The organism is Streptomyces sp. NBC_00400, assembly GCF_036048035.1.
Classification (GTDB): domain Bacteria; phylum Actinomycetota; class Actinomycetes; order Streptomycetales; family Streptomycetaceae; genus Streptomyces.
This window is the reverse complement of sequence record NZ_CP107940.1, coordinates 3,381,167-3,403,153: the sequence shown is the minus strand read 5'-3', so window position 1 is coordinate 3,403,153 and position 21,987 is coordinate 3,381,167. Positions and strand designations below refer to the sequence as shown.

The window sequence follows — 21,987 nt, the reverse complement described above, 5'->3', positions numbered from 1 at the left end:
CCACCCTTTCACTACTTAATTAGTGGAATGGCTCAGGGGGACGAGTGATGCGGCCAGTGGGTACGGACGAGGTGGCCGGCCGGGCCTCGGGGCGCACCGCCGTCGAGGCGATCGGCCTCGGCAGGCGCCACCGCCGCCGCTGGGCCCTGCGCGACTGCACCTTCCGGCTGCCGGCCGGCCGTATCTGCGCACTGGTCGGACCCGGCGGCGCCGGAAAGAGCACCCTGCTCTCGCTCGTCTCCGGCCTGACCCGCCCCAGTGAGGGAGCCGTACGGATCGGCGGCGAGGGCCCGGCCGGCGCCGCGGTCCGCGCCCGGACCGCCCATGTCGCCCAGGGCAAGCCCCTCTACCCGCGGCTGACGGTCGCCGAGACGCTGCGGATGGGCCGCGCGCTCAACCCCGGCCGCTGGAACGGGGCGTGCGCCGAACGGATCGTCCGGGAGGGCCGGCTGCCCCTCGACGCCCGGGCCGGCACCCTCTCCGGCGGGCAGCGCGCCCGCCTCGGGCTCGCCCTGGCCTTCGCCAGGAGCCCCGAACTCCTCCTCCTCGACGAGCCGTTGGCCGGGCTCGACCCGATCGCCCGGTACCGGTTCACCGCACTGCTGCTGGCCCAGGCCGCCGAGCACGGCACCACCGTCGTGCTGTCGTCGGACCTGCTCGCCGAGCTCGACGGGGTCTGTGACTACCTGCTGGTACTGGGCGGCGGCCGGGTGCGGCTCGCGGGCGAGGTCGATGACGTCATCGGAGCGCACGCCCTGGTGATGGGGGCGCACCGGGACGGCGCGCTGCCGCCCGCGATCGCGGCGCACACGGTCGTCGAGACCCAGACGTCAGGGCGTCATTTCACCACCGTCGTACGGCGGAAGGGCACGGTCGCCGCCGGGCCCTGGGAGACCGCGGACCCGTCCCTGGAGGAACTTCTGCTGGCCTATCTGCGCGCGCCCGACGCGCCCGCGCTGATCGCGCCGAGCGCGGAGCCGGTCCCGGCGCGGTGGCGCCGCCGGCCCGGCAACAACCCGGGGATCCCCGGGATGCCGCGCAACGGGCCGCCCGGCCCGGCCGGCAGTACGGGCGGATGGAGCGGATGGAGCGGATGGAACAGCCCGCCGGGCGGCGCGGCGGGCACACGGCACGACCACCACAGCGGCAAGGGAGCGGCAGCATGACCACCACGGCACACCCCGGCACGAACGGGCGCGGCACAGCGGGCGATCCGGGCGGGACCCGGGAGGCGGGCCTGGCACCGCTGGGCGGCCTCGCCTGGCTGGTGTGGCGCCAGCACCGGCTGGTCTTCGGCGTGCTGCTGGCCGCGGCGGCCGGCGGCGCGGTCTGGTGCGCGGTGCTGCGCGGCCAGATGGCCGGATTCATCGACGCCCACCACATCGCCGGCTGCTCGCAGATCTCCCTCGATCCGCGCTGCGCCCACACCCAGGAGGCGGTCACCACCTTCCGCGACACCTACCGCTCGCCCCTGCGGCTCGTCGAAATGGGCCTGGTGCTGCTGCCCGCCCTGGTCGGGCTGTTCCTCGGCGCCCCGCTGATCGCCCGCGAGCTGGAGGCCGGCACCCACAAGCTCGTCCTGACCCAGTCGGTCGGCCCGCTGCGCTGGCTGGCGGCGAAGACCTGCCTGCCCGCGCTGGTCGTCCTGACCGCCACCACGGGGCTCTCGCTGGCCTTCAGCTGGCTCTGGCAGGTCGCCGGCGACGAGGTCTCCGGTTTCTACTGGTACTCGACCTTCGGCTTCTACTCGCTCGGCCCGGTGCCGGTCGCCTACTCCCTGCTGGCCCTGGCGGTCGGCGCACTGGCCGGTCTGCTGCTGCGCCGTACGGTGCTGTCGATGGGCGTCACGCTCGCCGCCGTGGTGGCGCTGCAGGTGGTGCTGGCCCAGCTCAGGCCCTATCTGCTGCCGGTCGTGACGACCGAGTTCCCGAACCGCCGCTCGCCCCAGCTGCCGGACGACGCCTGGGTTGTCGGCCAGGGCAACTACACCCGCTCCGGCGCCCGGCTGGCCGACGCCCCGTGCAATCCCGCTCCCACCTACGAGACCTGTCTGCGGCAGCACGATGTGGCCGGCCAGTACATGGATCACCACCCGGCGTCGCACCACTGGCCGCTGGCCTGGATCGAGGCCGGGATCGTGCTGGCGGTGGCGGCGGTGCTGACGGTGACCGCCTTCCGGGTGATGCGGCGCCGGCACGGCTGAACCGGGCGCACGGGCCCACGGGTGCACAGGCGCCTTTCGCAGCGGCCCGCAACCCGGGCGGCACCATGCGTGTGACAAAGGCTGCCCCGGGGGAGGCACAGGGGGGCGCGCCCCGGCGGCGGCCCCCGGGCCCGGCCTCTGGGCCGTACCGCCCCAGGAGCCGCCCACCCGTGACGCCGGCCCCCGGCCGCCCCGGACAACGCCTCATGCCTCACGCCCAACGCCGGGCAGTAGCACCCCGCTTGCCTGGCCGCCATATCCGCGTTACCGGCGATTCAATATCGCTTGCGAGCATCGGTGAATGCAGCCCGCTGTGCCGAACGGCCCCCACCCGAGGCTCCATCTCGCGCCGCCGCCTCCGTCTGACGCGCCTGGAACCCCCCGGACGCGGAAGAATAGGTTCATGAACCAGCAGCCCAGCGCTCAGGCACAGGCTCAGCCCGAGGTGCCCACCCCGCAGCCCCCGCGGGCCGCGGCGCCCTCGGCCCAGCCTTCCGTGGGTTCCATCGCCGCGCACCGCCCGCAGGCGGTCCGGGGCACGGTGCCCGGCCTGGAGCCCGACCTGGACGCCGATCCCGACGCGTACGAGGACGAGGGCGTGGTCGGCGCGGACGGCGAGGAACTGCCCAGCGGACGGTTCCTGGACCGTGAGCGCAGCTGGCTGGCCTTCAACGAGCGGGTGCTCGAACTGGCCGAGGACCCGGCCACCCCCCTCCTCGAACGGGCTAACTTCCTGGCGATTTTCGCCAGCAACCTGGACGAGTTCTTCATGGTCCGGGTGGCCGGACTCAAGCGACGGATAGCCACCGGCGTCGCCACCCGCTCCGCGTCCGGACTCCAGCCCCGCGAGGTGCTGGACCTGATCTGGACCCGCTCGCGCGAACTCATGGCCCGGCACGCCGCCTGCTTCCAGCAGGACATCGCCCCCGAGCTCGCCGACCAGGGCATTCATCTGATCCGCTGGCCCGAGCTGACCGAGAAGGAGCAGGCCCGCCTGTTCACCCTCTTCCGCCAGCAGATCTTCCCGGTGCTCACGCCCCTGGCGGTGGACCCGGCGCACCCCTTCCCGTACATCTCCGGCCTCTCGCTGAACCTGGCCGTCGTCGTACGCAACCCGGTCAGCGGCCACGACCACTTCGCCCGGGTCAAGGTGCCACCGCTGCTCTCCCGCTTCCTGGAGGCCTCCCCGCAGCGCTACGTCCCCATCGAGGACGTCATCGCCGCCCATCTGGAGGAGCTGTTCCCGGGCATGGAGGTGCGGGCGCACCACATGTTCCGGGTGACCCGCAACGAAGACCTGGAGGTCGAGGAGGACGACGCGGAGAACCTTCTCCAGGCCCTGGAGAAGGAGCTGATGCGGCGCCGCTTCGGGCCGCCGGTCCGCCTGGAGGTCGAGGAGTCCATCGACCCGGCCGTGCTCGACCTGCTCGTCCAGGAGCTGAAGATCTCCGACGCCGAGGTCTACCCGCTGCCCGGCCCGCTGGACCTGACCGGCCTCTTCGGGATCGGTGCGCTGGACCGTCCCGAGCTCAAGTACCCCAAGTTCGTCGCCGGCACCCACCGTGACCTCGCCGAGGTGGAATCGGCGTCCGCGCCGGACATCTTCGCCGCCCTGCGCGCCCGCGATGTGCTCCTCCACCACCCCTACGACTCCTTCTCCACCTCCGTGCAGGCGTTCCTGGAGCAGGCCGCCGCCGACCCGGACGTCCTCGCCATCAAGCAGACGCTCTACCGCACCTCCGGCGACTCGCCGATCGTGGACGCCCTGATAGACGCCGCGGAATCCGGCAAGCAGGTCCTCGTCCTCGTCGAGATCAAGGCCCGCTTCGACGAACAGGCCAACATCAAGTGGGCCCGCAAGCTGGAGGAGTCCGGCTGCCATGTCGTCTACGGGCTGGTCGGCCTCAAGACGCACTCCAAGCTCTCGCTCGTCGTCCGCCAGGAAGGCGAGATGCTGCGCCGCTACTCCCATGTGGGGACCGGCAACTACCACCCCAAGACGGCGCGGCTCTACGAGGACCTGGGGCTGCTGACCGCCGACCCGCAGGTCGGCGCCGACCTCTCCGACCTCTTCAACCGGCTCTCCGGCTACTCACGCCGCGAGACCTACCGCCGTCTCCTGGTCGCTCCCAAGTCCCTGCGGGACGGCCTGATACAGCGCATCAACAAGGAGATCGCGCACCAGCGGGCGGGCGGTCCGGCCTACGTCCGCATCAAGGTCAACTCGATGGTCGACGAGGCCGTCATCGACGCGCTCTACCGTGCCTCCCAGGCCGGCGTCCCGGTCGACGTCTGGGTACGCGGCATCTGCGCGCTGCGCCCGGGGGTCGCAGGACTGAGCGAGAACATCCGCGTCCGCAGCATCCTCGGCCGCTTCCTGGAGCACTCCCGGGTCTTCATCTTCGGCAACGGCGGCGAGCCCGAAGTATGGCTGGGCAGCGCCGACATGATGCACCGCAACCTCGACCGCCGGATCGAGGCGCTGGTGCGGGTCACCGACCCGGCGCACCGCGCCTCCCTCAACCGGATGCTGGAGACGGGGATGTCGGACACCACGTCCTCCTGGCACCTCGGCCAGGACGGCGACTGGACCCGGCATGCGGCGGACGCGGACGGCGCGCCGCTGCGCAACATTCAGGAAATGCTCATCGACGCCCGGAGGCGCCGGCGTGGCCCAGCGACATGACCAGCCGACCGGAGGACCCGCGGGTCTCATCGGCACCGGATACGAGCCCGGCCCAGCGCCCGGAGCCCGTGCGGCAGTGGTGGACGGCCCGTACCCAGGAGCCGACGGCACACCACGGCCGGACGACGCGAGCCGCGCCCGGGACGGCGCCGGGGGCCGGCCGCTTATGACTGACGACTTCTCCGACATCGGCACCGCCCTCGCCGGGCGTACGGCCGAGGAGGTCCTGGCCGGCTATCTGCACCAGCAGTCGGCGGAATTCCTGCGCAGCCTGCGCCTGCACCGGGAGAGCGGTTCGGACGCGGAGGGCGCCGGCGAGGCCGCCCGTCAGCTGCGCCGCGCCGCCCGCCGGATCAGCGCCACCCTGCACACCTTCCGCCCGCTGACCGAGGAGGTCTGGGCCGACCAGCTCACCGCCGAACTGGGCTGGCTGTCCGGCGCACTGGCCCGCGAACAGGCTTGCTCCGCACGCCGCGAACGGCTGATGACGGCGCTGCAGCGACTGACCGGCCGCACCGACCGGAACGACCGAGCCGACCGGAAGGGCGGCACCGACCGGAACGACCGAGGCGACCGCCAGGGCCGGCCGGACCGCAGCAAACGGGGAGACCGCACGCCCACGGGCTCCACTACGGGCTCCACCTCGGGCTCCGCCAGGGCCACTGCCACGGGTCCCGCAAGGGGCGCTGCCACGGGCTCCGCCACCGGCCCCGCCGCCCTGACCACCGCGTCGTCCGCAACTTCCGCCGGAACTTCGGCCACCGCTTCCGCCGCGACGTCCGCCACCGACCCGGATCCCGACGGCGCCCTGGCGGCCGGTGCGGCGCGGGCCGGAGCGCTGCTGGACCGCCAGCTCACCCTCGCCCGCACCCGCGCCCACACCGCCGCGCTGCAGGCCCTGGGCTCCTCCCGCTTCCACGCCGTCGCCGACTCCGTGGCGGTACTCGCCTCCGAGGCGCCACTCGCCCGTACGACCACCGAGCTGCCCGCCGCCGAGGCGCTGCCGCCACTCGCCGAGCAGGCCCAGCGCCGGCTCGCTGAGGCGGTCGCCGCACTGCCGCTGTCCCGCGCCGGATACCCGTACAACGCCGCCGCGCTCGCCGCCGACCAGCGCCAGGACGCGCCCTGGCACCAGGTCCGGCTGCTGGTGCGACTGAGCCGCTACGCCCGGGAGGTACTGGCGCCGGAGTACGCCGACTTCCGGCTGGCGGAGGCCGGCCGGGCGCTGGAGTGGCACCGCGACGCCGCGGAGGCCGCCGCCGCTGCCGCCGCCGCGGCCCGCACCCCCCGGATCGCCCCGGCCACGGCATACGCCCTCGGGGTGCTGCACGCCGACCAGCGACACGAAGTGGAGGCGGCCCGCTTCGCCTTCGGCCGCGTGTGGCTGCCCAGGACACCGGAGCGGGCGAACTGAGAACAGAGGGAAGGGCAGAGGAGACGCAGACGCAGAGGAGACGCAGACGCAGAGGGGTGATCATGTGACAGTGCCTCAGAAGACAATTCGAGCCGCGGGCTGCGTCCTGTGGCGTCGCGCGGCCTCCGAGGACGGGCTGGAGATCGCGCTCGTCCACCGCCCCAAGTACGACGACTGGTCCCACCCCAAAGGCAAGCTGAAGCGCGGTGAGGACGCCCTGGCCGGCGCGGTGCGCGAGGTCGCGGAGGAGACCGGCATGGACTGCCGCCCCGGCGCGCCGCTGCCCACCTCCTACTACGTGGCCGGCGGCCGCCCCAAGCAGGTCCGCTACTGGGCGGCAGAAGCGGTCGCCGGAGCCTTCACCCCGAACAGCGAGGTCGACCGCATGGTCTGGCTCTCGCCCACCGACGCCCGCCACCGCCTCACCCAGGAACGGGACCGTCCCCTGGTGGATGCCTTGCTCGCGGCGCTGCATCTGGCGTGAGGCGCGGGGCGGGCTGCGGGGCGTGGACGGCCGGCGCCGGGAAGACGCGGGCCGCAGAGCGAGTACCGCTCACAGAGGCCAGGCGTTGTCCGGCTCGTCGAGCCAGACGTGCTGGCCGTCGGGGGTCACAGTGAGGCCGAACCGGTCATGTCCAGGGCGGCCGCTGTCGACCCACCAGTGGTACGCAGTCTCCACCTCCTCCCACAGTCGGCGCGGTCCCGACTGCCACACTGTCGCTTCGGCGCCATCCCGGAACATGACGCACGCCCATGACCTGTCGGTGAGGCCGTAGAACCACACCGGCCGCGCGCGCTGTCGCTTGTCGGCGACGGATTGCGCGCACTGCGGGACGCGGAGCCCCAGCGCGAACGGCACAGCCGAGAAGCGGCCCGTGACGAATTCCTCCTCCGTGAGGGGCGTGGTGGACTTGTCGGCTGCCTCGACTCCCCGCTCGGGGATGTAGTCGCTGTGGTTGATCGGCCGACGGCGCTGCGCCCTGGCTTTCATGAATTCGACCGGATGCCCGAACATGCCGGTCGCGATGCCGTCGCCGACGCGCAGGCGAACCACTGCGTCCGCGTTGCTGTAGTGCGTGCCCCACGGTGCCACAATCAGGCCACCAGCGCGGGTCTGAGGAATCCATGCGTAGGGGATCTCCCGGAGCCCGAACGTTGCCAGGATCCGGTCGTAGGGTGCGTTGTCCCGGTAGCCCTGGGTCGCATCCCCTTCGATGACGTCTGGATGCAGTCCGGCCGCACATAGCCGCTCTCGGGCACGCCGGGACACCGCGCGATCGACCTCGACCGTTGTCACGCAGCGGGCGCCTTGCCGGTGTGTGAGAGCCCCGGACGTCTCGCCGGTACCGCTGCCGGCGTCCAGCACCCGCATATCCGGATGAACATCGAGATCGCTCAGAAGCCGGTAAACGACAGAAGGCTTCGAGCTGGAGCTTGTCGAGACGTGGCCGGAGGCGGTACCCCGGTGCTTGCCGTCGTCCCACTGGGTCACGATGGGGATGTCGCTGTCGGCGTAGCCGTACCAGGCGTCGGGGTCCTCGGCACGGTCGACCGGGACGCTCCTGCCGGTATCCATGTCGAACGGCCACATCAGCTCGGGCAAAAACAGGGAGCGGTCCACGACACTGAATGTCGGCAGCCAGTCCGAGGACAGGGCGCCAGACGCGATAAGGGAGCGCCCCAACTCCTCCCGAGTGGGGCGTCCCTGTCGGTCAGAGTGCGCGGTCACTTCCGGTGTGTCCCGTCGCCAGGCGGCGTGTCGCCGTCGGGAGATGGCGGTTCCTGCGGTGGTGTCCAGGGCGTTCCCGGGTGCCCGTCACCCTCGTCGCCGCCGTCGGCAATCATGATCGGACTGAACACAGTCGTTCCTTTCGGTCGGTTTGATCGTGTCCGTAGCACGTGCGCGCCCCTCCTTGGGGAGGGCATTCACAGGGACACGGCTTCCTGTGCGGCTTTCCGCTTCGCCATCGCCTGTTCCAGCTGGATGGCGTAGAGCTCCACCTGCCCCGGGTCCATGACGAGGACGGACGGCTCGGTGTCGCCATCGCGGTGGTGGACGGTGACCGACAGGGCGGCCTGCTGGGCGCGTGGGTCGTATGCGGCGTCTCGTTGATCGATGGTGATGTGTGAGATCACGGTGTTCCTCCTCATCGAGGGGTGAGGGAGAGCCCTGCCCGCACCCCTTGCGGGGGTGAGGACGGGGCCTTACGCCGGGCGCGTGCTTGTACAGCCGACCCGGTGAAGGCCAACTCCCGAACCCAAGACGGGGCTTGGAGTTGGCGCATCTCGAACTTACGGTGATGCCCGGTGCGGTAGGACTGACTGTGGGTACGCGTTTGGTGGCGGAGCGCATTGGGGGCTGTATGACTTCCAGGCCGTCCGCGCGAAATCGCGCGGTCACAGGCACCGTTGCGGGCTTTGTCCTGCGCCTGACCAGGGAGTCCATCCCGCTCACGCAGACGGGAATGGCCGAAGCGCTTGGCATTGATCTCGGCACCGTCCAAGGGAGGGAATCCGGGCGCCGCCCACTCGCCAACATGAAAGCCGGGGCGTTCCTCGACCTGAAGCGTCGGTTACTGACACTCGGTGCCGACCGGACACCCCTGGGCCTTCTGGACGCCGCGATGGACGCTGACCGGATCATCGGCGCCGCACTCGATCCCTCGGTGCGGCTCGAACTTCACCCCCTCGCCGGGTGGGTGCACACCCGCGACACCGCTCACATGATCGCCTGGGCCGTGGACGGGGCTCCGCCCCCAGCGCTACGCCGCCCGTCTCCTTCCCGGCGCGGCCCAGTAGCGACGGCCCCGCTCATGGGCACGCAAGAGCGGCGCGCCTTTTTCGCGAATCTGCGGAACGCTGTCGAAGCCGCTGCCGGAGCAGGTGACGGTCGCGCGCTCCTTCATCGACAGGCGTTGTATCTCACCAGCTACGACCGCAGCCCAGAGGCCAACTCCTGGACTGCGCACGCCCTCCATGCCCGCCGGGGACTCGCCACTGCACAGGGAGGATCGCCGCGTTGGGCGGAGGCCCGTTCCACCGCTACCGCCCTTGCACGCCGCGGCGACCCGGTGCCTTTGCGGGACTTTATCGACCGGTCGATTGCCGACGACGACGCCGCAGAGGCTGCGAACCTGAACTACTGGGCTTACTGGATGGGTGTCCTCAGGGAGCCCCAGGCCGACGACGCTTTCATGTCTGACCGTGATCTGACCGGCTGGGACCCGGCAACCCTCCTTCGAGGGCTGGCTCAGGGCTTCCATGAGTCGCCGGGCTATGTCGACCTGTACGCCCACTCTCTGTGGGCGCTGCTGACGGCTCACCCGTGGCTGCAGCACGCATCGCCCGCACTAGCTCGCGCGCTCGCCAACCGCGTCGCCCGGATACTCGACGACGGCTTGATCTCCTCACGATCCCGGCGCGAACTGAGCGTCGTGCATTACGTTCTACGCGATCACCAGCACTGACACCGGAGGTCACCATGGCGGACGAGACCATCAACGCACGGGGCACGGCGGGGTACCTCCTGGAGATGGGGATGCTCAAGCGGGCCAAACGGACCGGCTGGTGGATCGCCGGAGTCAAAGACCCCGAAAGTATCGCCGAGCACTCGTTCCGGGTGGGCATCATCGGCGCGGTACTGGCCATGATGGAAGGCGCCGACCCGGCGAAGGTTGCCCTGATGTGCCTGTTCCACGACACCCAGGAAACCCGCGTCGGCGATATCCCGCACATCGGTCGGCGCTACCTGAAAGCAGCTTCGAACGAGAAGGTCACCGCGGACCAGGTGTCTGCCGCTCACCCCGCCGTTGCCTCCGGAGTTCAGCGCATCGTCGACGAGTACGAGAACGGTGACGCCATCGAGGTCGTCGTCGCCCACGATGCCGACAAACTCGAATGTCTCGTACAGGCCGTCGAGTACCGCGAGCAGGGATGCAGCATCGTTCAGAACTGGATCGACACCAGCTTGGCGAGCCTCAAGACGGCGTCGGCGCAGGCCCTCGCGGAGGCCGCGTTGAATATGCCGTCGATCGAGTGGCAGCAGACGTATCTGCGATGAACGGTCCTTGTGCCCGGCCCGCGCCGGCTCTCGTGCCGGTGCGGGCGCCGGCTGCAACGTGGGCCGGCACGGAGGGTTTTTTCCCGTCAACCCGTTAGTCGCACCAGCAGGCGGGGGAAACGGCTGGTGGGCCTATTTCATGGGTTTACACTGCCTGCATGGCACAGAAAGTAATCACCATCTTCACGGACGACCTCACGGGCGAAGAGTCCACCGAGGCCGCCACGCACACGCTTTCTCTTGACGGTGTGACTTACGAGATCGATTTGAGTCCGGACAGCTACGACCAGCTGCTGGAAGCTGTCGGGCCGTTCTTGAAGGCCGGTCGCAAGACCGGGAAGGGCCGTAAGCCGCGTAAGGCGGCGGCCGGCAATGAGGACACCGCCGCGATCCGGGCCTGGGCCAAGTCGAGCGGCTACAACGTGAGCGACCGCGGGCGGGTGCCCGCTGAGATTCGTGAGGCGTACCAAAAGGCCAAGTGAATTTTTTGGATAAACCGGAAGCCCCTCACCGCGAGTGAGGGGCTTCTTTGTGTCCGGTTCCGGCAAGGCTGCTGCCCGCCCGTAGTGGGTGGCGGCTGCCCGGCGTCGTGGGAATGGAAAGGAACAATCAAGAAGCCGTTCTTTTCCGGGGACAATCCGAACGTCGCCACCGCTGCGGTGCATTGTGGGGCAGAAGGAGAGGGGCAGTGGGAGGGGGAGGGGGCAGCGGTAGATAGGGCCGGGCCGCTTCGTTCCCGGCCCCGCCCCGGGTCAGCGGCGTCGCAAGGACGGGTCCGCGATGGCCGGCGGTACGTAGTAGCTGTCGGCCGGGTTGAGGTCGGTGCCGGGCGGCACGATCGCGTCGATCCGGTCCAGGACGTCCGCGCCGAGCGTGACCTCGGCGCCCTCCAGCATGCTGTCGAGCTGGTCGAGGGTGCGCGGGCCGATGATCACGGAGGTCACCGCGGGGTGGGACCGTACGAAGGCGGTCGCCAGGTGCGGCAGCGCGAGGCCCGCCTCGGCCGCGACCTTGGACAGCGCGGCGACCGCCTCCGCCTTCCGGGCGTTCTCCGGGACCGACAGGTCGAACTTCCGGCTCTCCAGGCCGGCCCGCGAACTGGCGGAGAGATCGCGGCCGGAGAGCCAGCCGGCGCTGAGCGGGCCCCAGGTCAGCACGCCCATCCCGTAGCGCTGCGCGGTCGGCAGCACCGCGCTCTCCACGCCGCGCGCCAGCATCGAGTAGGGCGGCTGCTCGGTGCGGAAGCGGACATGGCCGCGGCGTTCGGCGGTCCACTGCGCTTCGACGATGTGCTCGGCGGGGAAGGTCGAGGTGCCGATCGCCCGCACCTTGCCGGAGCGTACGAGGTCCGAGAGCGCGGCGAGCGTTTCGTCGATATCGGTGGCGGGGTCGGGCCGGTGCACCTGGTAGAGGTCGAGGTGGTCGGTGCCCAGCCGGCGCAGGCTGTCCTCCACCGCACGCATGATCCAGCGCCGGGAGTTGCCGCCGTGGTTGGCGTCAGGACCCATCGAATGGAAGAACTTCGTGGCCAGGACGACGTCCTCGCGGCGTCCCTTGAGCGCCTTGCCGACGATCTCCTCGGACTCGCCCGCGGCGTACACGTCCGCGGTGTCCACGAAGTTGATACCGGCGTCCAGCGCACGGTGCACGATCCGTACGCAGTCGTCGTGATCGGTGTTGCCCCAGGCGCCGAGCATCATCGCGCCGAGCGCGTACTCGCTGACCGAGATGCCGGTACCGCCGAGGATCCTGCGCTGCATTAGCTGCTCCTTGTGCGAGAGGGGTCGAGATGCGGGTTCGGTGGGTGGCGCCAGGTGAGTTCTCAGGGGGACGCCGGGTGAGTTCTTACGGGGTCGCCATGAGTGTTCTCAGGGGTCGCATGCGAGTTCTCCTGGGCCGCCCCGGGGCGTGCCCGGCGCGGCCTGGGGGCGCCCCAGAGGTGTGCCTGCACCACCTTGGTGCCCGTAGGGGGCGCGGACCAGGCCCGTCGCAGCCTGGGTCCGGCGGAACCACCCGACCGGCGGTGCGTCGCATACTGGACCGATGCTGCACGCGGAAATCGAGATCGGCTCGTTCCTCAAGGTGCGCCGGGCGGCGCTCGACCCGGCGGAGCTCGGCCTGCCCGACGGGGTCAACCGCCGCCGGGTGCGCGGCCTGCGGCGCGAGGAGGTCGCCCAGCTCGCCGGCATCAGCGTCGACTACTACACCCGGATCGAACAGGGCCGCGCGCCCGCCATCTCCGACTCCGTTCTGGACGCGATCGCACGGGCGCTGCGGTTGTCCGACGGTGAAATGACGTACCTGCACAATGTCGCGGCACCCCGGCGGCGCCCGGCGGACTGCCTCGCCGCCCCGGGCCCGGACGGCGGCGCGTGCGCCGCTCCCCGGCAGACCGTGCGCCCCGAGATCCAGCGGCTCCTGGACGCGATGGAGACCACCGTCCCGGCGATGGTCCTCGGCCGCGGCCTGGACATCCTGGCCTGGAACGCGCTCGGCGGCCGGATCTCCTTCGACCTCCCGGCGCTCGCCCCGGACCGGCGCAACACCGCGCTGCTGGTCTTCCTCGACCCGGCGGCGCGTGCCCTGCACGCGGACTGGGAGGCGAAGGCCGTGGAGGTGGTCGGCAATCTGCGCGCCGAGAGCGGGCGGCACCCCGAGGACCCGCGGACCTGCGAGGTGGTCAATGAACTCCTCGCGCAAAGCCGGGACTTCCGGCGGATCTGGGAGACCCAGTCGGTATTCGAGTGCCTGCGCGGCACCAAGACCCTCCTGCATCCGCACGTCGGCGAGCTGGTCCTCACCTTCGAGAGCTTCCGGCTCAGCTGCGACCCGGACCAGGCGCTGGTGACCTATACGGCCGCGCGGGGGTCAAAGACGGAGGGGCGGCTGCGGGAGCTGGCGGCACTCGGGGACCCGGTGCTGACCGCGTAGGGAGGGCCGCGGTGCCGGCCAGGGGCGGGGGGCGGGGCCGGGGGCTGGGGGCGTGCCGCGAGCCGACGGGACCGTGCGTTCCCGCCTCAGCGGACGGCGCTTCTCACCGCGCTTCCCGCCGCGCTCCCCCTGGGCGCAAGCGCCTCCCACCGCACCGTGACCTCCCCCTGTCGCCGGCGCCGCGGGTCACCGGTCAGCGGCCAGTCCGTGGCCAGGGCCTGTACGGCGGCGCGCCACCGCTGGCGGGCGCCGAGCGCGCCGAGCGGGGCGGCGGTGGCCCAGGCACGGTCGAAGTCCCGGAGGAAGGCGTGCACCGGCTCGCCCGGCACATTGCGGTGGATCAGCGCCTTGGGGAGGCGTTCCGCCAGGTCAGAGGGTGTGTGGAGGGAGCTGAGGCGGGCGGCGAAGGTGACCGTGCGCGGGCCTTCGGGGCCCAGCGCCACCCAGACGTGCCGGCGCCCTATCTCGTCGCAGGTGCCCTCGACCAGCAGCCCGCCGGGCGCCAGCCGTGCGCAGAGCTGCTGCCACACGGCGGCCACGTCGTCCTCGTCGTACTGCCGCAGCACATTCGCGGCCCGGATGAGGACCGGCGCCCGCTTGCGCTGCCCCGGTAGCGGCACCTCGAAGCCGCCGTGGAGGAAGTCCAGCCCCGCCCGCTCGTACGGCCGGGCGGCCTCGACCCGCGCCGGATCTATCTCTATGCCGACGACCCGGGCGTCCGGGCGCACCGTCCGCAGCCGGCCCAGCAGCTCCACCGCGGTCCAGGGCGCGGCGCCGTAGCCGAGATCGACCGCCACGGGGTCGGCGGCGCGGCGCAGCGCGGCGCCGTGCTCGGCGGCTATCCAGCGGTCCATGCGGCGCAGCCGGTTGGGGTTGGTGGTCCCGCGGGTGGCGTTTCCGACGGGCCGGGACTGTCCGGGTGCGGACCGGGACTGCCCGGGGACGGCCCGGGACTGCGCGGGAATCAGAGCGGCGGCGGAGCCGGGGGAAACGAGAGAGACAGGGGAGCGGGGGGAGACCTGGGGGACGTGGGAGACGCTGGGGCGGCGGGCCATGTCCTCGAGGGTATGGGGTGGCCGCGGGAAAGCCGCCTGCCGAGGCACCTGAGGCACCTGAGGCACCTGAGGCACCTATGGCCCTCGCTTGGTCACGCTTTGGCAAAGTGCGGCCAGAGCATGCCGGACGGAAATGGATGGCCGCGGTGCATTGTTGCAGGGGGTCGGAGGCGTGCCGCCCGCCCCGCCTAGGAGGTAGCTCGACGTGAGCCCACACGTGTCCCGGCTCCGCAGTCGGCCGCACGGCCAGTTCCCGGGTCAGGCCCGCCTGCGCCTGCCCGGTAGCGCGCGCCGCCCGCGCCGGGTGGCGATGCTCAGCGTCCACACCTCCCCGCTGCACCAGCCCGGTACGGGCGACGCAGGCGGTATGAACGTCTACATCGTCGAGCTGGCCAGGAAGCTCGCCTCGATCAACATCGAGGTGGAGATCTTCACCCGCGCCACCACCGGCACCCTCCCGCCCGCCGTCGAGCTCGCCCCGGGCGTCCTCGTACGGCATGTGGACGCCGGCCCGTACGAGGGCCTGGCCAAGGAAGAGCTGCCCGCCCAGTTGTGCGCCTTCACCCATGGCGTGATGCAGGCCTGGGCCGGCCACCGCCCCGGTTACTACGACCTGGTGCACTCCCACTACTGGCTCTCCGGCCATGTCGGCTGGCTGGCCGCCGAGCGCTGGGGCGTTCCGTTGGTGCACGCCATGCACACCATGGCCAAGGTCAAGAATGCCGCGCTGGCCGCCGGCGACGCCCCCGAGCCGGCCGCCCGGGTGATCGGCGAGACACAGATCGTCCGGGCCGCTGACCGCCTGATAGCCAACACCGCCGAGGAGGCGGACGAACTCGCCCGGCATTACGAGGCCGAGCCCGGCAAGGTCGCCGTGGTGCACCCCGGGGTCAACCTCGACCGCTTCCGGCCCACCGGCGGCGAGGTCGCCGAGAGCCGGGCCGCCGCCCGCGCCCGCCTCGGCCTGCCGCAGGACGCGGTCATCCCGCTGTTCGCCGGCCGAATACAGCCGCTGAAGGCGCCCGACATCCTGCTGCGGGCCGCCGCCGCCCTGCTGGACGAGGACCCCTCGCTGCGCTCCCGGATGGTCGTGCCCGTGGTCGGCGGGCCCAGCGGCAGCGGCCTGGCCAAGCCCGAGGGGCTGCAGAAGCTGGCCGCCCGGCTCGGCATCGCCGACCTGGTGCAGTTCCGCCCACCGGTCGGCCAGGAACAGCTCGCCGACTGGTACCGCGCCGCATCCGTGCTGGTCATGCCCTCGTACAGCGAATCCTTCGGACTGGTCGCCATCGAGGCCCAGGCCTGTGGGACCCCGGTCATCGCGGCCGCGGTCGGCGGTCTGCCGGTGGCCGTGCGCGACGGCGTCAGCGGCTTCCTCGTCAGTGGCCACGACCCGGCCGACTACGCCCGCGCGCTCGGCCGCTTCGTCGCGGACCCGGCCCTGCCCGCCCGGATGGGCACCGACGCCGCCCGGCACGCCCAGTCCTTCGGCTGGGGCACCGCCGCCGCGGCCACGGGCGACGTCTACACCGCCGCCATGCAGGAACACCGCCGTCACCTACGATCCCTCCATGGGTGACGAGCGCGACCCCTCCACGGGCGACGAGCGAGAGACGTGCGGTGCAGTGGGCAACGGCAGCACCACGGCCAGTACGGTTCCGACGGCACAGGCCGGGACGGTTCCGACGGCGCAGGCCGTGATCGAGCGGACCCTGACCGACGCCGAGCTCGAATGGGAATCGCCCTCCGACGGCACCTACGTCATCAAGCTCCCCGGCACCCGCAAGCTCTCCACGACCTGCTCGCTCATCGTCGGCAGGCACTCCCTCTCCATCAACGCCTTCGTCGTCCGCCACCCCGACGAGAACCACGAGGCCGTGCACCGCTGGCTCCTCGAACGCAACACCCGCCTCTACGGCGTCAGTTACGCGATCGACAAGCTCGGCGACATCTACCTCGTCGGCAAGCTCCCGCTGGCCGCCGTCACCCCCGACGAGCTCGACCGCATCCTCGGGACGGTCCTGGAGAACGCCGACGGCAGCTTCAACACCCTGCTGGAGATGGGCTTCGCCACCGCCATCCGCAAGGAGTACGCCTGGCGGGTGTCCCGCGGCGAGTCCACCCGCAACCTGGACGCGTTCACGCATCTGACGCGGGGGAGCGCCGCGGAGTCGTAGGCCGCGGAGTTGTAGGTCGCCGAGAGGCGGGCCTTCGGCGCGCGCCTCTCGGGGAAGCCGGTAGGGAGAGGCCCCCTGCGCCCTGCCCCGGCCCCCTTCGCACGCACCCCCTTTTTCTCCCTTCGTACGCACCGCCTTTTGCGGAAACGGCAACAATGTTTGCCGAACTCCGCGGCCCTGGCGCATGGTCGGCGCCAGGAGGTCCCCGCGGTGAACGCGGACCTGATCGAGGAAGCACCGGCGGAGCACGAATCACGGGAGAAGGTGCGATGACCGACAACGACCACACCCACGACGGCAACCCCACTCACAGCGGCAACCACACCCACGGCCACACCCACACCCACACCCACGGCCACACCCACACCCACGGCCACACCCCCGACCCCGACTTCGACTGGGCCGCCATGGCCGACCTGCTGGAGCTGGAGGGCGAGACGCACCGCCCCTACGTCCAGCAGGCCCTCGCCGAGCTGACACACCTCACCCCCCCCCGCCGCATCCTGGACATCGGCAGCGGCCCGGGCGTCGCGGCCTGCCAACTGGCCGCGACGTTCCCGCAGGCCGAGGTCACCGCGGTGGACGGTGCCCCGGAATTGCTCGCCCGCGCAGGGGAACGGGCCGGACGGCTCGGCGTCCGGCTGCGCACGCAGCAGGCCGACTTCCCCGCGGGGCTGGCCGGTCTCGGGCCGGCGGACCTGGTGTGGTCCGGGCAGGCTCTCCACCACGTAGGCGACCAGCAGGGCGTGGTGAAGCAGCTGGCCGGGCTGCTCGAACCCGGCGGGGTGCTGGCCGTCGTCGAGGGCGGACTGCCGGCCCGCTGGCTCCCGCGCGACCTCGGTTTCGGACGCCCCGGACTGCAGGAACGGCTCGACGCGGCGCAGGCGGACCGCTTCAGCCGGATGCGGGCCGAGCTGCCCGGCTCGGTGGCGGTGGTCGAGGACTGGCCCGGCATGCTGCGCGCCGCGGGGCTCACCGACGCCCGGAGCAGGACCTTCCTCGTGGACCACCCCGCGCCGCTGGCCGACGGGCCCCGGCAGTTCGCACGGCAAGCCCTGGAACGGTCACGCCAGACGCTCGCCGAAATGCTGAACGCCGAGGACCGGTCCACCCTGGACCGGCTCCTCGATCCGGCCGACCCGGCAGGCATCGACCGCCGTACGGCCCTGTTCCTGCTGACCGCGAAGACCGTGCACTTCGGCACGGCCGCCTGAGCGTTGCGGCCTCCGTGCCCCGGGGGCCGTTCGGAATGCCGATCGGCCTCCGGCCCCGGCCGGGGGCGAGCCGCGCCCACGGCCGCATGCCCGTCCCCGGCCCCGTCCCGCCTCGACCCCGTCCCGCCTCGCCCCGACCCCGTCCCCCTCGCCTCGACCCCGTCCCGCCTCGCCCCGGCGCCACCCCGCCTACCGCACGAACTGCACCTCCGGAAACCGCCCCGAGGGCCCGTCCAGCAGCCCGCCATCGTCCCGCCCGCGAAGCCACCGGTCGAAGAACGCGGAAACGTACGCCCGCTGCGCCGCGACCGCCCGCGCCGGGTCGACCGCCCCGATCAGCGCCGTCACATCCTTGCGCGGCAGCCCCAACCGCCGCGCGATCTGCGGCACCAACGCCTCCGCATCCGTATAACTGGCGTGCCTGCTGCCGCGCAGCGTCAGGTCGCGTAGCCAGGTGCCCGTACTGTGCCGCCACACCGCGCCCCAGGACGCCACCGTGTGATGGGTGTTCCCTGCCATCCCCATCAGCAGCAACGGCCGGTCCACGCCGTCACGTCCCACCGTCGACGGGTTCGAGGGGTCGTCATCCCGCTGGGTGTAGCCCATCACCCCGTCCAGGTTCACCGCGGCCTTGATCCGCCGGTCGTCATGCATCGTCTGCGCCGCCGTGAACCCGCCGGCCGACTGCCCGAACATTCCGACGGCACGCAGATCCAGCGCCCGCCGGAGGCCGGGGGGCAACGGCGAGGCGGCACCCTGCTCGGCCAACTCGTCGAGGACGAAACGGGTATCGGCCACCCGCACCCCGCTGACCTTTTTCAGCAGCGCCGTGATCCGCCCGCTCTTCTGCGCCTTCGCCAACTCCGTCGCCAGCACGCTGCGCGCCAGCCGTCCGTCGGGGAACTCCACGGCGGGCGCCTCGTAGGTGTGGTCGATGGTGACCACCGCGTAGCCGCGGGAGGCCAACTCGTCGCAGAGCGTGCTGCCGAACGAGCGCGGGTCGCCGACGCCGGGGGAGTAGAGCACCACCGGCAGCCACTGCCGGGAAGGCCGGCCCGCGGCCAGGGGCGCCCCCACGTGCGCAGAGGTGCGGGTTGCCGCCCACTGCACCTTCCCCGGCGGCACCTGCTCCGAGAAGGTGTTCCGCGCGTCGAACGCCGCCGCCTCGCGCGCCGACAGCTGCGGCGCGGTCGGATACCGCCCGGCACCCGCCCGCGCCGGGTACCGGACGCTCACCATCAATTCCCGGTGCGTCTGCCGGCCGGCCCATGGATCGGTGCGCGTCCAGTGGGTCAGGTGAAGCGCGACCGTACCGACCTGGTACCGGCCGGTGGGCGCGGGCAGCGTCATGGCGGCGGCGGGAGGCCCGTCGGCCGATACCCGAGGAGGCCCGCCCCCGGGCCCGGCCACCCCGGCCACCCCGGCGACCCAATCCACCCCTGCCACCCAATCCACCCCGGCCGTCTTCCGGACCCCCGCCGGCACGGCGACCAGCGCCCCCGCAACCACCAGCGCCCCGACCACCACGAACCGCCGCGCCTTCCGCCCCCCTGTACCGCGCACCCTCACCACTCCTCCACGTCACACGTCGGGGCGCGTGCCGTCATCCGCCAACGCCCGCACGCGCATCACCGTCACCAACGACGGCACCCACGGCGGCGACACCCACAGCGACACGGGTGGCGGCACGGCCGCATGCCTGGCCACCGGACGGCGACAGCTACGAGAAGGGCGCGGCCGAGGGCGCTTTCGCATCTGTGCGGGCTTACAGGTATGTGGGTGCTTCCGCGTCCGTGCGGGCTTACCGGTGCGTGGGCGCTTCCGCGTCCGCGTGGGCTCCCAGGTGCAGGGGCGCTTCCACCTCCGTGGACGATGCCGTCTCCGCGGGCTGCGGTGAGCGGACCACCGCCGCCGTCTGCCCCGGCAGGCTCCGCAGCAGCAGCCCGTAGCCCATGGCCGCCACCGTGCCGACGGCCGCGCAGCCGGCCCACAGCGCATCGGCGCCGTAGTGGTCGATCACCATGCCGCCGAGGAGAGGGGCCGTCAGGGAGGCAATGGACCACGACAGCGCGTACATGCCCTGGTAGCGGCCGCGGCCGTGCAGCGGCGAGAGGCGCACCACCAGGCCCATCTGGGTGGGGGAGTTGATGATCTCGCCGAGGGTCCAGACGGTGACCGCGAGCGCGTACACGGCGACCGAGTCCGCCAGCGCGGTCAGCCCGAAGCCGTAACCGGCGAGCAGGGCCGAGCCGATGAGGAGCATGGCCGGGCTGCGGTGTTCGATGAAGCGCGTCACGGGGATCTGCAACAGCACGATGAGGACGCCGTTGACCGCGATGACCATGCCGAAGTCGGCGCTGGAGAAGCCGTCCCGGCCCATCGACACGGGCATCGAGACGTACGCCTGCTGGAAGAGCAGGGCGAGCAGCAGGTTGAGGCCGACGACGGTCATGAAGCGGCCGTCGCGCAGGACGGTCAGCATGGAGACGGGAGTTGGGGCCGCGCCGCCGCCGTGGTCCGGGCCGTTGTCCGGGCCCGGTGTCCCCGCGGCGGGCCGCGATTCGGGGAGCTTCCAGAAGACGACCAGCGCGCAGGCCAGCACCAGCGCGGACTCGCCCAGGAAGAGGGACAGGTAGCCGTGCTGGGCGATGAGTCCGGCGGCGGTGGAGGAGACGGCGAAGCCGAGGTTGATCGCCCAGTAGTTGAGGGAGAAGGCGCGGACGCGGTCTTCCGGGGCGACGATGTCCGCCATCATCGCCTGTACGGCGGGGCGGGAGGCGTTGGTCGCCATGCCGACCACACCCGCCACCGCCGCGATCGCGACCGGGTTCTCCATGAAGCCGAGCAGCGCCACGGACGCCGCCGTCGACAGCTGGGCGGCCAGCATCGTGGGCCGGCGGCCGAGCCGGTCGGTCAGCACCCCGGCGCCCACGGACGAGATCACCCCGCCGAGGCCGTAGAGCGCACCGACCAGGCCCGCGTACGAGGCCGAGTAGCCGCGCTCGACGGTCAGGTAGAGGGCGAGGAAGGTGGCGACGAAAGCACCCAGCCGGTTGATCAAGGTGCTGGTCCACAGCCACCAGAACTGCCGGGGGAGACCGGACACGCTCTCAAGGGCGGCGTGCTTGAGGCGAGCAGCCGGCCCGGAGGGTTTCGCTGCGGATGCGGACATGACAGTTCCCCCGTGAAGCGGTGATGGCGGTGATGGCGGTGATGCGGTGCAGGGAAGGGGCGCGGGAGGGCGGGAAGCGGCGGCGAGGCGAGCTCCCCGCCACGTAAGGGGCGCACGCAAGCGGCTCATGTAAGTGCCTCTAGTGACATGCGCAACCTACACAGGGGACGGTCCCCGCCACCAGCGAATTGACGGGAAGCGTCACACGACGCCGGAAAGCCCAGGTCCTGGACCCACGCAAGGCGCCGCGCCGACTTGGATTACGCTCGACGCCATGGCCGACGCACCGTACAAGCTGATCCTCCTCCGCCACGGCGAGAGCGAGTGGAACGCGAAGAACCTGTTCACCGGCTGGGTGGACGTCAACCTCAACGAGAAGGGCGAGAAGGAGGCAGTCCGCGGCGGAGAGCTGCTGAAGGACGCCGGCCTGCTCCCCGACGTAGTGCACACCTCCCTCCAGAAGCGCGCCATCCGCACCGCGCAGCTGGCCCTGGAGTCCGCCGACCGGCACTGGATCCCGGTCCACCGCAGCTGGCGGCTGAACGAGCGCCACTACGGCGCGCTGCAGGGCAAGGACAAGGCGCAGACGCTGGCCGAGTTCGGCGAGGAGCAGTTCATGCTCTGGCGCCGCTCGTACGACACCCCGCCGCCCGCCCTCGACCGCGACGCCGAGTACTCGCAGTTCTCCGACCCGCGCTACGCCGGCCTCCCGCCGGAGCTGCGCCCGCAGACCGAGTGCCTCAAGGACGTCGTCGTCCGCATGCTCCCGTACTGGTTCGACGGCATCGTCCCGGACCTCCGCGCCGGCAAGACGGTCCTGGTCGCGGCCCACGGCAACTCGCTGCGCGCCCTGGTCAAGCACCTCGACGGCATCTCCGACGAGGACATCGCCGGCCTGAACATCCCCACCGGCATCCCGCTCGCCTACGACCTGGACGCCGACTTCCGCCCGCTCAAGCCCGGCGGCACCTACCTCGACCCGGAGGCCGCCAAGGCCGCCATCGAGGCAGTGAAGAACCAGGGCAAGAAGAAGTAGGCCCCCGCAATAGGCCCCCTACCTGCGGCTTTCCGCGAGTAG

The 21,987-nt window shown here is 71.8% G+C and carries 19 protein-coding genes; 13 read left to right on the top strand and 6 right to left on the bottom strand.

Going from position 1 to position 21,987, the window contains the following annotated elements; translation table 11 throughout:
* Positions 1-47 precede the first annotated feature (47 nt).
* The 5 genes from OHS81_RS14895 (at position 48) to OHS81_RS14875 (ending at position 6,787) form a co-directional block, all read left to right on the top strand.
* Positions 48-1,166 carry an ABC transporter ATP-binding protein gene (locus tag OHS81_RS14895; RefSeq protein ID WP_328391171.1) on the top strand — a complete coding sequence of 373 codons (1,119 nt, stop codon included), beginning with the start codon at positions 48-50 and terminating at the stop codon, positions 1,164-1,166.
* Positions 1,163-2,203, top strand: a complete 1,041-nt coding sequence (locus tag OHS81_RS14890) for an ABC transporter permease (protein ID WP_328385256.1) — start codon at positions 1,163-1,165, stop codon at positions 2,201-2,203. The genes OHS81_RS14895 and OHS81_RS14890 overlap by 4 nt, the downstream gene beginning before the upstream one ends.
* A gap of 403 nt (positions 2,204-2,606) precedes the next feature.
* Entirely contained in the window at positions 2,607-4,889 is a 2,283-nt protein-coding gene (locus OHS81_RS14885) for an RNA degradosome polyphosphate kinase (RefSeq protein WP_328385255.1), read from the top strand.
* A gap of 166 nt (positions 4,890-5,055) precedes the next feature.
* Positions 5,056-6,303: a CHAD domain-containing protein gene (locus OHS81_RS14880; protein WP_328385254.1), complete on the top strand. Its 1,248-nt coding sequence runs from the start codon at positions 5,056-5,058 to the stop codon at positions 6,301-6,303.
* Positions 6,304-6,367: 64 nt separating this feature from the next.
* Positions 6,368-6,787, top strand: a complete 420-nt coding sequence (locus OHS81_RS14875) for an NUDIX hydrolase (RefSeq protein WP_328385253.1) — start codon at positions 6,368-6,370, stop codon at positions 6,785-6,787.
* 69 nt (positions 6,788-6,856) lie between these two features.
* Here OHS81_RS14875 and OHS81_RS14870 read toward each other — a convergent pair whose 3' ends face one another.
* A complete protein-coding gene (locus OHS81_RS14870; protein WP_328385252.1) occupies positions 6,857-8,032 on the bottom strand; it encodes a protein-L-isoaspartate O-methyltransferase family protein in 1,176 nt (391 codons plus the stop codon).
* A 197-nt stretch (positions 8,033-8,229) separates the two neighbouring features.
* Positions 8,230-8,439, bottom strand: coding sequence for a hypothetical protein (locus OHS81_RS14865; protein WP_328385251.1), 210 nt, complete (start codon positions 8,437-8,439; stop codon positions 8,230-8,232).
* Between the two features lie 329 nt (positions 8,440-8,768).
* Between OHS81_RS14865 and OHS81_RS14860 the strand changes: the two genes are divergently transcribed.
* The 3 genes from OHS81_RS14860 to OHS81_RS14850 all read left to right on the top strand — a co-directional run bounded on the left by OHS81_RS14860 (position 8,769) and on the right by OHS81_RS14850 (position 10,845).
* Positions 8,769-9,770 (top strand): XRE family transcriptional regulator, encoded by a 1,002-nt coding sequence (locus OHS81_RS14860; RefSeq protein ID WP_328385250.1) that lies wholly within the window; start codon positions 8,769-8,771, stop codon positions 9,768-9,770.
* A 14-nt stretch (positions 9,771-9,784) separates the two neighbouring features.
* A complete protein-coding gene (locus OHS81_RS14855; protein ID WP_328385249.1) occupies positions 9,785-10,363 on the top strand; it encodes an HD domain-containing protein in 579 nt (192 codons plus the stop codon).
* Positions 10,364-10,521: 158 nt separating this feature from the next.
* Positions 10,522-10,845 carry a histone-like nucleoid-structuring protein Lsr2 gene (locus OHS81_RS14850; protein ID WP_328385248.1) on the top strand — a complete coding sequence of 108 codons (324 nt, stop codon included), beginning with the start codon at positions 10,522-10,524 and terminating at the stop codon, positions 10,843-10,845.
* Positions 10,846-11,115: 270 nt separating this feature from the next.
* Here the strand turns inward: OHS81_RS14850 and OHS81_RS14845 are convergent, their stop codons facing one another.
* Complete coding sequence (locus OHS81_RS14845) at positions 11,116-12,123, bottom strand: aldo/keto reductase (RefSeq protein ID WP_328385247.1); 1,008 nt, start codon at positions 12,121-12,123, stop codon at positions 11,116-11,118.
* A gap of 283 nt (positions 12,124-12,406) precedes the next feature.
* On the opposite strand from OHS81_RS14845, the gene OHS81_RS14840 reads away from it, so the two are divergent.
* Positions 12,407-13,294, top strand: a complete 888-nt coding sequence (locus OHS81_RS14840) for a helix-turn-helix domain-containing protein (protein WP_328385246.1) — start codon at positions 12,407-12,409, stop codon at positions 13,292-13,294.
* A gap of 86 nt (positions 13,295-13,380) precedes the next feature.
* Here the strand turns inward: OHS81_RS14840 and OHS81_RS14835 are convergent, their stop codons facing one another.
* The gene (locus tag OHS81_RS14835) at positions 13,381-14,349 is read right to left on the bottom strand and encodes a class I SAM-dependent methyltransferase (RefSeq protein ID WP_328385245.1); all 969 of its coding nucleotides are present in this window, start codon (positions 14,347-14,349) and stop codon (positions 13,381-13,383) included.
* Between the two features lie 205 nt (positions 14,350-14,554).
* Here OHS81_RS14835 and mshA point away from each other — a divergent pair, with 205 nt between their 5' ends.
* The 3 genes from mshA (at position 14,555) to OHS81_RS14820 (ending at position 17,737) form a co-directional block, all read left to right on the top strand.
* Positions 14,555-15,925, top strand: coding sequence for a D-inositol-3-phosphate glycosyltransferase (gene mshA / locus OHS81_RS14830; protein WP_328385244.1), 1,371 nt, complete (start codon positions 14,555-14,557; stop codon positions 15,923-15,925).
* Positions 15,918-16,523, top strand: coding sequence for a YbjN domain-containing protein (locus OHS81_RS14825; protein WP_328385243.1), 606 nt, complete (start codon positions 15,918-15,920; stop codon positions 16,521-16,523). Before mshA ends, OHS81_RS14825 begins: the two co-directional genes overlap by 8 nt.
* A 269-nt stretch (positions 16,524-16,792) precedes the next feature.
* The gene (locus OHS81_RS14820) at positions 16,793-17,737 is read left to right on the top strand and encodes a class I SAM-dependent methyltransferase (protein WP_328385242.1); all 945 of its coding nucleotides are present in this window, start codon (positions 16,793-16,795) and stop codon (positions 17,735-17,737) included.
* A 189-nt stretch (positions 17,738-17,926) separates the two neighbouring features.
* Here OHS81_RS14820 and OHS81_RS14815 read toward each other — a convergent pair whose 3' ends face one another.
* Together OHS81_RS14815 and OHS81_RS14810 are read right to left on the bottom strand one after the other, a co-directional pair.
* Positions 17,927-19,300, bottom strand: coding sequence for an alpha/beta hydrolase family protein (locus OHS81_RS14815; protein WP_328385241.1), 1,374 nt, complete (start codon positions 19,298-19,300; stop codon positions 17,927-17,929).
* A 238-nt stretch (positions 19,301-19,538) separates the two neighbouring features.
* On the bottom strand, positions 19,539-20,909 hold the full coding sequence (locus OHS81_RS14810) for an MDR family MFS transporter (protein ID WP_328385240.1): 1,371 nt from the start codon (positions 20,907-20,909) through the stop codon (positions 19,539-19,541).
* 274 nt (positions 20,910-21,183) lie between these two features.
* Here OHS81_RS14810 and OHS81_RS14805 point away from each other — a divergent pair, with 274 nt between their 5' ends.
* On the top strand, positions 21,184-21,945 hold the full coding sequence (locus OHS81_RS14805; protein ID WP_088799309.1) for a phosphoglyceromutase: 762 nt from the start codon (positions 21,184-21,186) through the stop codon (positions 21,943-21,945).
* Positions 21,946-21,987: the final 42 nt, after the last annotated feature.

Bases quoted from the DNA above. Each gene is read 5' to 3' on its own strand.
- OHS81_RS14895 (WP_328391171.1), top strand. From the start codon at position 48: ATGCGGCCAGTGGGTACGGACGAGGTGGCCGGCCGGGCCTCGGGGCGC.
- OHS81_RS14890 (WP_328385256.1), top strand. From the start codon at position 1,163: ATGACCACCACGGCACACCCCGGCACGAACGGGCGCGGCACAGCGGGC.
- OHS81_RS14885 (WP_328385255.1), top strand. From the start codon at position 2,607: ATGAACCAGCAGCCCAGCGCTCAGGCACAGGCTCAGCCCGAGGTGCCC.
- OHS81_RS14880 (WP_328385254.1), top strand. From the start codon at position 5,056: ATGACTGACGACTTCTCCGACATCGGCACCGCCCTCGCCGGGCGTACG.
- OHS81_RS14860 (WP_328385250.1), top strand. From the start codon at position 8,769: ATGGCCGAAGCGCTTGGCATTGATCTCGGCACCGTCCAAGGGAGGGAA.
- OHS81_RS14855 (WP_328385249.1), top strand. From the start codon at position 9,785: ATGGCGGACGAGACCATCAACGCACGGGGCACGGCGGGGTACCTCCTG.
- OHS81_RS14850 (WP_328385248.1), top strand. From the start codon at position 10,522: ATGGCACAGAAAGTAATCACCATCTTCACGGACGACCTCACGGGCGAA.
- OHS81_RS14845 (WP_328385247.1), bottom strand. From the start codon at position 12,123: ATGCAGCGCAGGATCCTCGGCGGTACCGGCATCTCGGTCAGCGAGTAC.
- OHS81_RS14840 (WP_328385246.1), top strand. From the start codon at position 12,407: ATGCTGCACGCGGAAATCGAGATCGGCTCGTTCCTCAAGGTGCGCCGG.
- OHS81_RS14835 (WP_328385245.1), bottom strand. From the start codon at position 14,349: ATGGCCCGCCGCCCCAGCGTCTCCCACGTCCCCCAGGTCTCCCCCCGC.
- OHS81_RS14825 (WP_328385243.1), top strand. From the start codon at position 15,918: ATGGGTGACGAGCGCGACCCCTCCACGGGCGACGAGCGAGAGACGTGC.
- OHS81_RS14820 (WP_328385242.1), top strand. From the start codon at position 16,793: ATGACCGACAACGACCACACCCACGACGGCAACCCCACTCACAGCGGC.
- OHS81_RS14810 (WP_328385240.1), bottom strand. From the start codon at position 20,909: ATGTCCGCATCCGCAGCGAAACCCTCCGGGCCGGCTGCTCGCCTCAAG.
- OHS81_RS14805 (WP_088799309.1), top strand. From the start codon at position 21,184: ATGGCCGACGCACCGTACAAGCTGATCCTCCTCCGCCACGGCGAGAGC.